The sequence below is a fragment of the uncultured Pseudokineococcus sp. genome, from assembly GCF_947495735.1.
Taxonomy (GTDB): domain Bacteria; phylum Actinomycetota; class Actinomycetes; order Actinomycetales; family Quadrisphaeraceae; genus Pseudokineococcus.
Window position 1 is genome coordinate 1 of sequence record NZ_CANMAA010000011.1, and the last position, 12,932, is coordinate 12,932.

A 12,932-nucleotide genomic window follows, 5' to 3' on the forward strand; every position below is an offset into this window, starting at 1 on the left:
CCGCCACAGCGCACTCGGAGGGCTCCCGCCCGTCAGCCGCCTGTCACCAACGTGATGGCCGGGTACAGCTAGAGCGCGACGGGCACCGCGTCGAGCACCCGGGCGCCGGAGCGGTCGCCGGCCTCGCCGACCCCGGCGGGACGGCCTGGACCGCGGCCGTCGGGCAGCACGAACCGGGCGGTCGTCCCCCCGCCCGGCGAGGCGTCCAGCCAGATCCGGCCGCCGTGCCGCTCGACGATGCGCCGGCACGTCGCCAGCCCGAGCCCGTGGCCGGCGCCGCTCGCGGGGTCGAGCCGCGTGAAGACGTCGAAGACGCCCTCGCGCTGCTCGGGCGGCACACCCGTCCCGTTGTCGGCCACCGCGACCTCCCAGCCGTCCGCCGCGCGCGCGGCGGACACGACGACCTCGCAGGTGCGGTCGGCGCGGCGGTACCGGACGGCGTTCCCGAGGAGGTTCTGCAGCAGCTGGCGGACCAGCGTGGGATCGCACGACGTCGTGGGCAGCGGCCCCGCCGTGATCCGCGCCCCGCTCTCCCCCACCGCGGTGGCGAGGTCGCCGACCGCCTGGTCGAGGAGCTCGCGCAGGTCGGTCGGCTCCGGCCGGCAGCTGGCGCTGCCCGCCCGGGCGTGGTCCAGCAGGGCCGTGATGAGCGCCTGCATGCGTCCGGCCCCCCGCAGGCACGTCTGCACCCAGCCCCGCCCCTGCTCGCCGAGCTGGTCGGCGTAGACGTCGCCGAGCAGCTCCACGTAGCCGGCGACGACGCCGAGCGGCGACGCGAGGTCGTGGCCCGCGACCGCCGCGAAGTGCTCGAGGTCGGCGTTCGAGCGCTCGAGCTCGGCCACCAGCACCACCAGCTCCTGCTCGCGGCGCACGAGCTCGCCGTGCGCGTCCTGCAGCGCCAGCCGCTGCGCCCGCTCGGCGGTGACGTCGGACATCGCGACGACGGCCCCGGAGCGCGCGCCGTCCGCCCGCACCAGCGCCCGGCCGGTCGAGACCACGTGGCGGGCGGGGAGCCCGGGGGGCGCGATCACCATCTCCGCACCCGACACCTCTCCGTGCTCGAGCGCCCGGTGGAGCGGGATGTCCTCGCGCCGGAGCGGGGTGGCGCCGTCGGGGCAGAAGAGGTCGTACCGCTCCGGGTGGTCGACCTGCTCCAGCGCCGGGTCGGCGTCCAGCCCGTGCCAGCCGAGGGCGGTGCGGTTGAAGAGGGTCACGCGGCCGTCGGGGTCCGCGGCGACGATGCCCACCTCGACGCTGTCGAGCACCGCCTGGATGAGCTCGGAGCGCTCCTCGGCCTCCCGGAGCGTCAGCTCGGCCAGGAGGCGCTGCTCCTCGGCGTGGGCGACCAGGTCCTCCTGGAGGCGGGCGCGCCGACGACCCTCGAGGAGCTGGACGACGAGCCGGGCGAGGTCCTCGAGCCGCGCGGCGACGTCGGACCGCACCCCGTCCTCCCCGGCGGCGAGGGGCTCTTCGCCGAAGGCGCAGACGGTCCCGACCACCGCGCCGTCGTCGGCGACGACCGGCACCGACACGTAGGCCCGCACGCGGCCGCGGGCGCCGGTGACCCACGGGCTCGACCGGAAGCGCGCGTCCTCGCGGGCGTCCGCCACCACCGCCGCCTCGCCGGACTCCACGACCGACGCGCACATCGACGACTCCCGCGGGGAGGACCCGAGCGGGCAGCCCACCGCGGCCACGCGGTGCTGGTGCGAGGGGTCCAGCAGGTGCACGGCCGCGGCCGGCAGCCCGGTCAGCGCGACGGCGAGCCGCGCGACGGCCGCCAGCTCCTCCTCCTGCGCGCCGCTCTCGAGCCCGTGGCGCCGCAGGACCGGCGGACGGCCGACGGCCGTCACGCGGCGCCTCCCCCGGCGGCCCGGGCGAGCCCCGGTCCGGGTCGGGCGGGCGCCGGCGCCGACCGGGCCCGCTGCCGCGGGAGGCGGACCGTGACGACGGTGCCGACGCCCTCCCGCGAGCGCAGGCGCAGGTCGCCGTCGTGGTGCTCCACGATGCTCCGGACGATGAGCAGGCCCAGCCCCGTGCCGGGGACGGCCGCGTCGACCGCGTTGGTCGCGCGGAAGAAGCGCCTGAAGAGGCGCTCCTGGTCGCGCTCGGGGATGCCCATCCCCGTGTCCTCGACCTCCACGACGACGTCGGCCGCGCGGGGGCGCACCGCGAGGCGGACGACGCCGCCGCGCGGGGTGAACTTCACGCCGTTGGTGAGCAGGTTGAGCAGCACCCGGTCCAGCTGCACCGGGTCGCCGGCCACGACGAGGCCCTCACCGGCGGCCGGCGGCGCGTCCACGACCAGCTCCACCCCCGCGGCGTCGGCGGCGGGCTGCACCGACGCCACGGCCGCGCCGACGACCTCGTGCAGCAGGACGTCCCGGTAGGTCGCCCGGAAGGCGCCGGACTCGATCCGGGAGAGGGTCAGCAGGTCCTCGATGAGCGAGCGCAGGCGCTGGGTGTTGCGCTCGACCACGGCGAGCATCCGGTCCGCCTCGAGCGGGATCTCCCCGCCGTCGCCGTCGCGCAGGAGCTCGAGGTAGCCGGAGATGCTCGTGAGCGGGGTGCGCAGCTCGTGGGACACCGCGGACAGGAAGTCGGTCTTCGTCCGGTCCAGCTCGCGCAGCTGCTCGACCAGCTCCTCCTGCTGCCGGTACAGCCGCGCCAGCACGAGCGCGCGCCCGAGGTCGGCGGCGACCGACCGGGTGAGGGCGACCTCCCCGTCGGTCCACCGGCGGGGACCGGAGTGCACGGCCACCGCCAGGGAGCCGAGAGCCGTCTCGCCGGCACCGACGGGGAGCACGAGCAGCGCCGTGGCGCCCGTCCCCGCGGCGAAGGCCCGCAGGTGGTCGGCGACGTCCTCCCCGCCGACGTCGCCCCGCCCGGCCGCGCCCTCGCGCAGGTCGGCCTCCAGGTCGTCGACGCGCACCGCGCCGCCGAGGTCGTGGAGCGACTGCAGCCAGCTGGCGACCCCCTGGCCCCGGAGCGCGGGGAGGACGGGCGCCTCGAGCCCGGGCGTCGCCCACCGAGCCGTCGACGGGCCGAGGCCGGCGTCGTCCAGCAGCCGCACCCACGCCCGGTCGGCGGCGACTCCCCGGCCGAGGAGCGTCACCGCCCGGGTGAGCGACTCCTCGGCGTCCAGCTGGTCGCGGATGCGGCGACCGATCCCGGCGCCGAGCTCGGCCAGGCGCGCGGCCTCGGCGCGCTCGGCGCGCAGCCGGTCGGACTCGTCGGCGAGGTGGTTGACCGACCGCGCGACGGCGCGCACCTCGCACGGGCCCCGCCGGTCGTCGGACCGCGCGGCGTGGTCCCCGGCGGCGAGGCCGCCCAGGACGGTGACGACGTCGTCCAGGGGGCCGACGAGGCTGCCGCGGAGCCGTCGGGCGGCGACGAGCGAGACCCCCAGCGCGACGGCCAGCGCGAGCGCGCTGCCCACGAGCGCGGCGGTCCGGACGGCGGACGCGCGGGCCCGGGCGGCCGCGTCCCGGTCGGCCAGCAGGTCGTCCAGGCGCCCGCCGACCGCCCGGAAGCTGTCGAAGATCTCCTTGTTCCGCTGCGTGAGCTCGTCGGAGACCTCGACCTCGCCGGGCGCCATCGCCGCGACCGGATCCCCGTAGACGGCGAACCACCGGTCGGCGATGGCGACCTGCTCCTCCACGAGGGCGCGCTCGTCCGGCCGCGCGAGCGCCAGGGCCCGCTCCACGTGCTGCGGGAACGCGGCGCGCCCCTCCTCGTAGGGCTCGAGGAACGACCGCTGCTGCGCGAGCCGGTACCCGCGGACGCCGGTCTCCGCGTTCGCCATCTCGAGGAGCATCGCGGTGCTGGACGCCTCCATCAGCTGCAGGCGCTCCTCCTGGTCGTGGGCGCGCCCCGTCGCGACCAGCCCGCCGACGCCGGCGCCGCCGACGAGCACGAGGACGGCGACGAGGACCAGGAAGGTCCGGGCCAGGCGTCGGGAGAGGGACGGCTCCTCCACGGCGGTCACGCCGCGCCGCCCGCGCGCCGGGCGCCGGCCGGCAGCACCGCCGCGGCGTCCCCGAACCCGGTGCGGGTCATGACGCCCCACACCTGCTCGGTGCCCCGCAGCGCCGCCAGGAGCCCCTGGAGCCGCCACAGCGCCGTGAGCTGGCGGTACCCGACGTTCTCCAGGACGCAGACGACGAGGGCGGTGGCGAGGTCGCGCCACCGGCCGTAGCGGTGGAAGGAGAACTCCTCCACGGCCAGGGCCGCCACGGAGACGAAGATCCCGTAGCCGTAGGCGACGAGCGTGAAGCGCAGCACCTCGTCGCCGCCCACGGCCCCCAGCGCCAGACCGAGGGCGACGACGACGAGGCCGCCCAGCTCGAGCACCGGCGCGGCCAGCTCGAAGACGACGAACCAGGGCAGCGCCACGAGGCCGATCCGCCCGTAGCGCGGGTTGCCGATCATGTCGCGGTGCCGGTGCAGCACCTCCCACAGGCCGCGGTGCCAGCGACGGCGCTGGCTCGCGAGCACGGACCGCGTGGACGGCACCTCGGTCCAGGAGACGGGCTCGGCGACCTGCACGACCCGGTAGTCCCGGCCGGCGTCGCGCATCGCCCGGTGGACCTTCACGCAGAGCTCGAAGTCCTCGCCGATGCAGTCGGGGTCGAGGCCGCCGACCGAGACCACGACGTCGCGCCGGAAGACGCCGAAGGCCCCCGAGATGAGGACGAGCGCCCCCGCCCGCGACCACCCGGCGCGCCCGAGCAGGAACGCGCGCAGGTACTCCACCACCTGGGTGCGGGCGAGCCAGCCGGGCGGCATCCGCGTCTCCACGACGCGGCCGGCGACGACGCGGCAGCCGTTCACGGCGCGGACGACCCCGCCCGAGGCGACGACCCGCTCGGGGTCGTCGGCGAAGGGCTTGGTCACGGTCAGCAGGGCGTCGGGGTCCAGGATCGAGTCGGCGTCGACGAAGCAGACGATCCCGTGGCGGGCGACGTTCACGCCGACGTTGAGGGCGTCCGAGCGCCCGGCGTTCTCCTTGCGCACGACGACGAGCGAGGTGCGGCCGTCGCGCGGCACGTGCACCGACAGGACCCGCCCCCGGGTCGGGAGGTCCTGCGGGACGACGCGGGGCACCTCGACGAGGTCGTGCGCCTCCTCGAGGCGCGCGAACGTGGCGTCCCGGGACCCGTCGTCGACGACGACGACCTCGTGCGCGGGGTAGCGCAGGCCGAGCATCGCGTCGACCGCGGTCACGATCCCCGCCTCCTCGTCGTGCGCGGGCACGAGCACGGACACGGCCGGCGTCAGGGGGGACGCGCAGGCCTCGTCGTGGCCGGCGAAGGGGACGCGGCGCAGGTGGCGGGTGAGCTCCACGGCGGCCAGGGCGATGAGCAGGAGGTAGCTGGTGTTGACGAGCAGGAAGTACGCCAGCACGGGCCACTGCGTGACCTCGAAGAAGACCTCGAGGGCCTCGCGCGGCAGCTCGGGCGCGACGGGGGTCATGCGCCGTCCCCGACCAGGCGCGCCGGCGCGACGGCGCGCGCCCGGGACGGCCTGCGCTGCGCGGGCACGACCTCCCGCAGCTGCGCCATCACGAGGGCCTCGCGCGCCCGGGCGCGGACGAGCGGGCCGCCGGGGGCGGCGTCCTCCGGGGCGTCGGCGGCGGCGGCGTCCGGGACGGCGTCGACGGCGTCGTCCGGGGCGGCCGCGGCCTCCGGGGCGCCCGGGTCGGCCGCCTCGTGCAGGGCCGTGCGCCCCGGTCCGCCGAGGCCCACGAGGGCCGGCCCGGCGAGCGCGGCCACCCGGCCGTCGTCGTCGGCGAGCAGGCCCGCGAGGACCGGGACGGCGCGCGGGTCGCCGAGCTCCCCGAGCGCCCGGACGGCGCAGGTCCGCACCGCGCCGGGCGCGGGCGGGGCGCTCGCGGCGACGAGGTCCGGCAGCGCGGAGGGCATGCCCAGGCGCCCCAGCGCGGTCGCGGCGCGGGCGCGGACCTCGGGCGACGCGTCGCCGCGCAGGCGCTCGCGCAGCGCGGCGACGGAGCCGACCGCGCCCACCCGGCCGAGGATCTCGCAGGCCGTGGCGCGCACCGCCGCCGAGTCGTCGACGAGGGCGGCGGTGAGGTGGCCCGCCGCGGCGGGCCCGAGGCGCAGGAGCGCGTGGGCGAGGACCTGCGGGGGCACGCCGCCCCGTCCCCGCGGCTCGCGCAGCGCGGAGAGCAGCGGCGCGGCCGCTTCGGCGGCGCCGATCCGGCCCAGGGCCCGGGCCGCCACGAGGCGCACCTCGCCGGCGCGGTCGGCCGTGAGCAGCTCGACGAGCGCGGGGACCGAGGTCGCGTCGCCCGCGGCGCCGACCAGCTCTGCGGCCCGCGCGCGCTCGACCGCGCCGCGGCGGTGCAGGTCGGCGCGCGCGCGGGCCAGGACGCCGCGGTCCTCCAGCAGGCCCACGACCTCGGCGCGCGAGTCGCCGCGGACCTTGGACAGCAGCGCGACGACGGCGGGCTCGACCGAGCGCCACACCGGCGGGGCCAGCGCGGTCAGCCGCGAGGCGGCGTCCGCCTGCTCGTCGGGCTCGCCCGCCACCAGCTCCAGGAGCAGGGGACGCAGCGGCTCCGTCGCCCGCCGGACCCGCTCGGCCCGTCGGCGGCGCGCCGCGCGCCGGGCGGCGATCCCGCCGACGAGCAGGAGGACCACCGCGGCGAGGACCAGGAGCGCCCAGGGCAGGGCGGACGGGAGGGACGCGGGGAGGGCGGTCGGGAGGGCGGTCGGCAGCGCCGCGAGGACGAGCGCGCGCGCCACCACCCCGGCGGCGGAGGTCACGAGGCGGTGCGCGCGAGCACGGCCTGGACGCGGCTCACCAGCTCGCGCGGGCTGAACGGCTTGACGACGTAGTCGTCCGCCCCCGTCGCGAAGCCCGTGGCGACGTCCTGCTCCTGGGCCTTCGCCGTCAGCATGATGACCGGCAGGGCCGCCGTCGCCTCGTCCCGGCGCAGCTGCGAGCAGACGTCGAGGCCGGACAGGCCCGGCATCATCAGGTCGAGGATGGCGAGGTCGGGCTCCTGCGCGCGGGCCGTCTCCAGCGCCGCGGCGCCGTCGCCGACCGCGAGCACGTCGTACCCCGCCTGGCCGAGCTTGAAGGCGACGAGCTCGCGGATGTCGCTGTCGTCGTCGGCGACGAGGACGGTGGTCACGGGCGGGCTCCTGGGGTCACGGGGCGGGCTCCGGGGGTCACGGGCGGGCGGCGGGGGGCGTGGACGAGCGCGGCAGCGGGACGGGCGCCCCGGTGGCGGAGACGGGGTCGGGGCGGCGGGAGCGCCGCGGGACGCCCGCGAGCAGGCGCTCGACGTCGCGGCGGGAGAACGGCTTGGGCAGGAGGTCGTCGAAGTCGACGTCCTGGAGGTCCTCGCCCTCGAGCACCGTGGTGACGACGACGACGCACCCGCTCGTCTCCGCGCGGCGGCGCAGCTGGCGGACGACCTCGCGCCCGTCCATCCCGGGCAGGCAGATGTCGACGAGCGCGAGCTGCGGGCCGAGGACGAGCGCCAGCGCGACGCCGTCCTCCCCGGTCGCGGCGCGGTGGCAGACCCACTCCAGGCGCCGCAGGTGCGAGGCGAGCAGCGCCGCCACGTCGTCGTCGTCCTCCACGACCAGCGCCACCGGGCGGGAGCCGGCGGCGTCGAGGTCGCCGGGGGCGACGGGGGCGGGGGTGGTCACGCGGTGTGCATCGGCACGGGGGCGCCGGGCTTGACCGTCTTCGTCGCTCCTCGGTTCGCGGCGCCCCCCGCGCGCCACCACGATCGCTGCATGACGGGAACCCACGCATGAAGGCCGTGACCTGGCACGGGAAGCGCGACGTCCGGGTGGAGGAGGTCCCGGACCCGACGATCCAGGAGCCGACGGACGCCGTCATCCGCGTGACGACGACGAACATCTGCGGCTCGGACCTGCACCTCTACGAGCCGCTGGGCGCCTTCATGGGCTCGGGGGACGTGCTGGGGCACGAGGCCATGGGCGTCGTCGAGGCGGTGGGCTCGCAGACCGGGGACCTGCGCGTCGGGGACCGGGTCTCCATCCCCTTCCAGATCTCCTGCGGGCGCTGCTGGATGTGCGACCGCGGGCTCTACACCCAGTGCGAGACGACGCAGGTGCGCGAGCAGGGCACCGGCGCGGCGCTGTTCGGCTTCTCCAAGCTCTACGGCGAGGTGCCCGGCGGCCAGGCGGAGTACCTGCGCGTGCCGCAGGCCCAGTTCACGCACATCAAGCTGCCCGAGGGGCCGGCGGACGACCGCTTCGCCTACCTCTCGGACATCCTGCCCACCGCGTGGCAGGGCGTGGAGTACGCCTCGGTGCCCGACGGCGGCACCCTCGTGGTGCTCGGCCTCGGCCCGGTCGGCGACTTCGCCGCCCGCATCGGCGCGCACAAGGGCTACCGGGTCATCGGCGTCGACGTCGTCCCCGAGCGCCTCGAGCGCCTGCGCGCCCGGGGCGTCGAGGTCGTGGACCTCGGCGAGCACGAGGACGACCTCGGGGACGTGCTGCGCGAGATGACCGACGGCCGCGGCCCCGACTCGGTGGTCGACGCCGTGGGCATGGAGGCGCACGCCTCCCCCGCCACGACCGGCGTCCAGAAGGTCGCCGGGCTGCTGCCGAGGGCCGTGGCGGCGCCGATCATGAAGACCGCCGGCGTGGACCGGCTGAAGGCGCTGCACACCGCGATCGACGTCGTCCGCCGCGGCGGCACCGTCTCGGTCTCCGGCGTCTACAGCGGCGCCGCCGACCCGATGCCGCTGGTCACGATGTTCGACAAGCAGATCCAGCTGCGCATGGGCCAGTGCAACGTCAAGCGGTGGGTCGACGACCTCATGCCGCTGCTGACCGACGAGGACCCGCTCGGCGTGGACACCTTCGCCACGCACCGGGTCCCGCTCGACCAGGCGCCGGAGATGTACCGCACCTTCGCCGAGAAGGCGGACGGCTGCGTCAAGGTCCAGCTCAAGCCCTGAGGCCGGTGGGGGTGAGGGGCGGGGCCGTGGCGGCCCCGCCCCTCACTGCTGCGCGCAGTCCCTCACCCCTGCGCGACGCCCCTCACCGCTGCGCGACGGGCGCGTCGGTGGACAGCCGGTAGCCCTGGCCGCGGACGGTGAGCACGACGGTCGGGCGCGAGGGGTCCGCCTCGACCTTGACCCGCAGGCGGTGGACGTGGACGTCGACGACCCGCACGTCCCCGTACCAGCTGCGCCCCCACACCCGCTCGAGGAGCTCCTCGCGCGCGAGGACCCGCCCGGGCTCGGCGGCCAGCTCGGCCAGCAGCCGCTGCTCGGTGCGCGTCAGCGGCACCGGCTCGCCCCGCACGAGGACGTCGCCGCTGCTGGCGCGCACCACCACGTCGCCGACGGCCAGGTCCTGCGGCGGGGGGACGGCGTTCGCGCGGCGCAGGACCGCGCGCACCCGCGCCGTCAGCTCCTTCGCCACGAAGGGCTTGGTCACGTAGTCGTCGGCCCCGGCCTCGAGCCCCGCCACCACGTCGTGGCTGTCGGCCATGGCGGACACGACCACGACCGGGACGAGGCTGGTGCGCCGGATCTCCCGGCACACGTCCAGCCCGGCCACGTCGGGGAGCCGGAGGTCGAGCAGCACGACGTCGACGTCGACGTCGCGGGCGGACAGGACCTCCAGCGCCTCGGCGCCGGTGGCCGCCCCCACGACCTCGAAGCCCTCGCCCTGGAGCACGAGCTGGACGACGCGCCGCAGCCGCGGGTCGTCCTCGACGACGAGCGCGAGACGGGGCACCTCGGCAGTCTGGCCGAGGCGCCCGGCCGGGGCGAGCGCTCGGGCGCCCGCGGCGCCGGTCAGCCCCCCTCGACGCCCACGTCGACCGCGCTGGCGACGAGGTAGTTCTCGCCCTCCCACTCGGCGTAGAGCTCGTCCTCGAGGTCGACGCCCAGCTCCTCCTCGACGCCGGCGAGCGCGAAGGACAGCTGCACGGTCCCCGTGACGTCGACCTCGGCGTCCGGCTCCACCGCTGCCGACGAGCCGGCGTCGACGACCAGGAGCGGGTCGACGCCGCTGTCGTCGCCGGCGACGGTGAAGGAGGTGTCGTCCAGGACCGTCTCCACCGCGGCGGAGACGGTGACCTGCTCGCCGACGAGGCTGTCCTGCTGGTCGGCGAAGCCGGCGTCGTACGGCCCGTCGTAGGCGTACTGCGCGCCCTCGTCGTCGGTCCCGGCCTGGGCGTCCACCTCGGCCTCCTGGACGTCCTCGACGCTGGCGCCGTCCTCGTCGCCGGCCGTGCCGCCGCAGGCGCCCAGGCCCAGAGCCAGCACGGCGGCGCCGCCGGCGGCCACGAGCCCGCGGGCCAGGGGGCGAGGACCTGCGGCCGGCAGGGCGGTGGTGCGGGTGCGGGTGCTCATCAGGTCCTCCGTCGGTCGTGGCGGGCCGGCTCCGGACCGGTCCTGCCGCCGCGTCTGGTCGGGCTCGTGCGGTCGGGCCCTCCTGGCCCGGGCCGGGGTGCGCGAGGACCCCGGTTGCGCGGCGCCCGGCCGTCACGCACCCAGGTGGTGCGGACGTCCGGGCGGCCCCCTCCGCTCAGGTCAGGAGGTGCCCTCCTCGACGCCGATGTCGACGGCGTTCGCGGAGATGTAGGTCTGGCCCTCCCACTCGAGGTAGAGCTCGTCGTCGAGGTCGAGGCCCAGCTCCTCCTCGACCTCGGTGAGCACGAAGGCCTCCATCACCGTGCCGGAGACGTCGACCTCCTGGTCGGCCTCGACCATGGAGGCCGTCTCGGAGTCGGCGCCGACGACCAGCAGCGGCTCGATCCCGCTGCCGTCCCCGGCGATGGTGAAGGAGGTGTCGTCGAGGATCGTGTTCACGGCGGCGGAGACGGTGACGTCCTGGCCGATGAGGTCGTCCTGCTGGTCGGTGAAGGCGCTGTCGTAGGCGCCCTCGAAGCCGAGGGGGCCCTGGTCGACGTCGACGTCGGTGTTCCCGTCCTCGTCGACCTCGGCCTCGACGTCGCTCTCGGCCTCGTTGACGTCCTCGACGCTGACGCCGTCCTCGTCGCCCGCCGTGGTGCCGCAGGCGCCGAGGCCCAGGGTCAGGACAGCGGCGCCGCCGGCGGCCACCAGGCCCCGGGTCAGGGCGCGGGGGCCGGTGGCGGACAGGGTGCGGGTGCGGGTGGTCATGGGGTCCTCCGTCGGTTCGTGGTGGCGGGCCGGCCTGCACGACCGGCTGCCGCCGCTGCTCCTCGACCGGGCTCCTCTGGTAGGCGAGCCCGGCCGGAGCCGTCCGGGGCTGCTCGCCCCTCCGGCACCCCTCGACCATGGGTGCTGCGGCGGCGCGCCTCCCGCTGGGACGGCCCTCCGGCGGGTTCTGTCACGCGGCCGTCACACGGGGGCGCCGCATGTGACGACATGACGGCGGCCGCGACCTGCGGGGCGGGGGAGACCGGGTCCGCGACGACGACGCGGCGTTCGGCGCGCGCCGAGCGCGGAGGGCTCCCTCGGCGCCCGGGGCGCCCGCGTCCCCTCCGGAGCCGGTGCGCGACCCCGCTGCGGAGGTCGACGCCGCGGTGCGCGACTACCGTCGCCGGGTGGACGCAGGCGGGGAGGACCGTCCGGGAGCGGAGCGACCCCGCGCAGGGGTCGCCTCCGAGCCGCGCCCGCTGGTGCGGCGGTGACCTCCTCCTCGCGCCGGCGGCGGAGCCCCGCCCGCGCCGCCGCCCTCGCCGCCGCCCTCGTCCTCGCGGTCCTCGGCGCGCCCGCCGCGATCGGGTTCCGCGCCCTGCTGGCGCAGGACGAGGCGACGCTGCGGGCCACGGCGCAGGACCGGGCGCGCCTGGTGCTGTCGGTGGTCCCCGAGGCGAGCGCCGGGGCGGGCGTCGAGGAGCTGGTGCGCACGGCCCGCACGCCCGGCGTCGTCGAGGTCGTCGTCGTGGTCGGCGGGGAGGAGGTCGCCTCCACGACGGCGGTGAGCAGCGCCTCCGCCCCGGACTCGGTGCTCCTCGCCCTGGACCGGGGGGAGGAGAGCCTGGGCACGACAGCGGTCGCGGGCCGCCGGGCCGTGGTGGCCGGCGCGGCGGAGGGGGACGCCGGCGTGCTCGTCTTCGCCTCCGCCGCGCCGCTGGAGGACCGCGCGGCCGGCCTCGGCGTCCGGGCCACGGCGGTGCTGCTGCTGGTCGCGCTGCTGGCGGCGGTCGCCGAGGCCGTGCGCGCCCGGGCCGCGCTGCGCGAGGAGCAGGTCGCCCGCGACCGGGAGCGCGAGCTCACCGCCGACATGGCCCACGAGCTGCGCGGGCCCGTCTCCACGCTCGTCACCGCGGCCTCGCTCGTCGAGCCCGGCCTCGACGACCTGCCGGCGACCGCGCGCGAGCCGATGGTGCTCGTGCTCAGCGAGGCCCAGCGCCTGCGGCAGCTCGTGGAGGACATGCTGCAGCTCTCCCGCCTCGAGGAGGGCGACGGCGACGTGGACCTGGACGACGTCGACCTCTCCCGCCTCGTCCGGTCGGTGCTCGCCGTCCGCGGCTGGGAGGGCGCGGTGGCGCACGACCCGGTCGACGACGTCGTCGTGACCGCCGACCGCCGGGTGCTCGCGCGGATCGTCGTCAACCTCGTCGAGAACGCCCTGCGCCACGGCGGGGGCGCCCCCGTCCGGGTCGACGCCCGGGTGGGCGCGGGCGCAGCCCGCGGGCGGGCCGTGCTCGCCGTCGAGGACGAGGGGCCCGGCGTGCCGCCGGAGCGCCGCGAGCGCGTGTTCGACCGGTTCTCCAGCACGGCGGGCGGCAGCAGCGGTCTCGGCCTGGCCCTGGTGCGGGCGGGGGCCGAGGCGATGGGCGGCGGCGCCCGCATGGAGGAGGGGCGGGACGGCGGCGCGCGCGTCGTCGTCGAGCTGCCCCTGGCGCCGCGGGGGCCCAGGGGACCCGCTCCGGACCCGGCTGCCCGGAGGGCGCCCGCAGGCCCCGCGGCCTAG

At 77.5% G+C, this 12,932-nt stretch carries 11 protein-coding genes; 2 read left to right on the plus strand and 9 right to left on the minus strand.

Annotated elements, in window-relative coordinates; translation table 11 throughout:
• Nucleotides 1-68 precede the first annotated feature (68 nt).
• From Q0848_RS13920 to Q0848_RS13945, 6 genes are read right to left on the minus strand one after another with little or no spacing between them, the layout of a single operon-like run.
• Nucleotides 69-1,853: an ATP-binding protein gene (locus Q0848_RS13920; protein WP_299038555.1), complete on the minus strand. Its 1,785-nt coding sequence runs from the start codon at nt 1,851-1,853 to the stop codon at nt 69-71.
• Nucleotides 1,850-3,988, minus strand: a complete 2,139-nt coding sequence (locus Q0848_RS13925; protein ID WP_299038557.1) for an ATP-binding protein — start codon at nt 3,986-3,988, stop codon at nt 1,850-1,852. Before Q0848_RS13925 ends, Q0848_RS13920 begins: the two co-directional genes overlap by 4 nt.
• Nucleotides 3,985-5,475: a glycosyltransferase gene (locus Q0848_RS13930; RefSeq protein ID WP_299038560.1), complete on the minus strand. Its 1,491-nt coding sequence runs from the start codon at nt 5,473-5,475 to the stop codon at nt 3,985-3,987. Before Q0848_RS13930 ends, Q0848_RS13925 begins: the two co-directional genes overlap by 4 nt.
• Nucleotides 5,472-6,788, minus strand: coding sequence for a HEAT repeat domain-containing protein (locus tag Q0848_RS13935; RefSeq protein WP_299038562.1), 1,317 nt, complete (start codon nt 6,786-6,788; stop codon nt 5,472-5,474). The genes Q0848_RS13930 and Q0848_RS13935 overlap by 4 nt, the downstream gene beginning before the upstream one ends.
• Nucleotides 6,785-7,159, minus strand: coding sequence for a response regulator transcription factor (locus Q0848_RS13940; RefSeq protein WP_299038564.1), 375 nt, complete (start codon nt 7,157-7,159; stop codon nt 6,785-6,787). Before Q0848_RS13940 ends, Q0848_RS13935 begins: the two co-directional genes overlap by 4 nt.
• A gap of 37 nt (nt 7,160-7,196) precedes the next feature.
• Complete coding sequence (locus tag Q0848_RS13945) at nt 7,197-7,682, minus strand: response regulator (protein ID WP_299038566.1); 486 nt, start codon at nt 7,680-7,682, stop codon at nt 7,197-7,199.
• A gap of 107 nt (nt 7,683-7,789) precedes the next feature.
• On the opposite strand from Q0848_RS13945, the gene Q0848_RS13950 reads away from it, so the two are divergent.
• Nucleotides 7,790-8,971 (plus strand): zinc-dependent alcohol dehydrogenase, encoded by a 1,182-nt coding sequence (locus Q0848_RS13950; protein ID WP_299038568.1) that lies wholly within the window; start codon nt 7,790-7,792, stop codon nt 8,969-8,971.
• A gap of 82 nt (nt 8,972-9,053) precedes the next feature.
• Here the strand turns inward: Q0848_RS13950 and Q0848_RS13955 are convergent, their stop codons facing one another.
• The 3 genes from Q0848_RS13955 to Q0848_RS13965 form a co-directional block, all read right to left on the minus strand.
• On the minus strand, nt 9,054-9,758 hold the full coding sequence (locus Q0848_RS13955) for a response regulator transcription factor (RefSeq protein ID WP_299038570.1): 705 nt from the start codon (nt 9,756-9,758) through the stop codon (nt 9,054-9,056).
• Between the two features lie 59 nt (nt 9,759-9,817).
• Nucleotides 9,818-10,378 (minus strand): hypothetical protein, encoded by a 561-nt coding sequence (locus Q0848_RS13960; protein WP_299038571.1) that lies wholly within the window; start codon nt 10,376-10,378, stop codon nt 9,818-9,820.
• A 180-nt stretch (nt 10,379-10,558) separates the two neighbouring features.
• Nucleotides 10,559-11,149, minus strand: a complete 591-nt coding sequence (locus tag Q0848_RS13965; RefSeq protein ID WP_299038573.1) for a hypothetical protein — start codon at nt 11,147-11,149, stop codon at nt 10,559-10,561.
• 490 nt (nt 11,150-11,639) lie between these two features.
• On the opposite strand from Q0848_RS13965, the gene Q0848_RS13970 reads away from it, so the two are divergent.
• Nucleotides 11,640-12,932 carry a sensor histidine kinase KdpD gene (locus tag Q0848_RS13970; RefSeq protein ID WP_299038575.1) on the plus strand — a complete coding sequence of 431 codons (1,293 nt, stop codon included), beginning with the start codon at nt 11,640-11,642 and terminating at the stop codon, nt 12,930-12,932.

Bases quoted from the DNA above. Each gene is read 5' to 3' on its own strand.
- Q0848_RS13960 (WP_299038571.1), bottom strand. From the start codon at position 10,378: ATGAGCACCCGCACCCGCACCACCGCCCTGCCGGCCGCAGGTCCTCGC.
- Q0848_RS13965 (WP_299038573.1), bottom strand. From the start codon at position 11,149: ATGACCACCCGCACCCGCACCCTGTCCGCCACCGGCCCCCGCGCCCTG.
- Q0848_RS13930 (WP_299038560.1), bottom strand. From the start codon at position 5,475: ATGACCCCCGTCGCGCCCGAGCTGCCGCGCGAGGCCCTCGAGGTCTTC.
- Q0848_RS13950 (WP_299038568.1), top strand. From the start codon at position 7,790: ATGAAGGCCGTGACCTGGCACGGGAAGCGCGACGTCCGGGTGGAGGAG.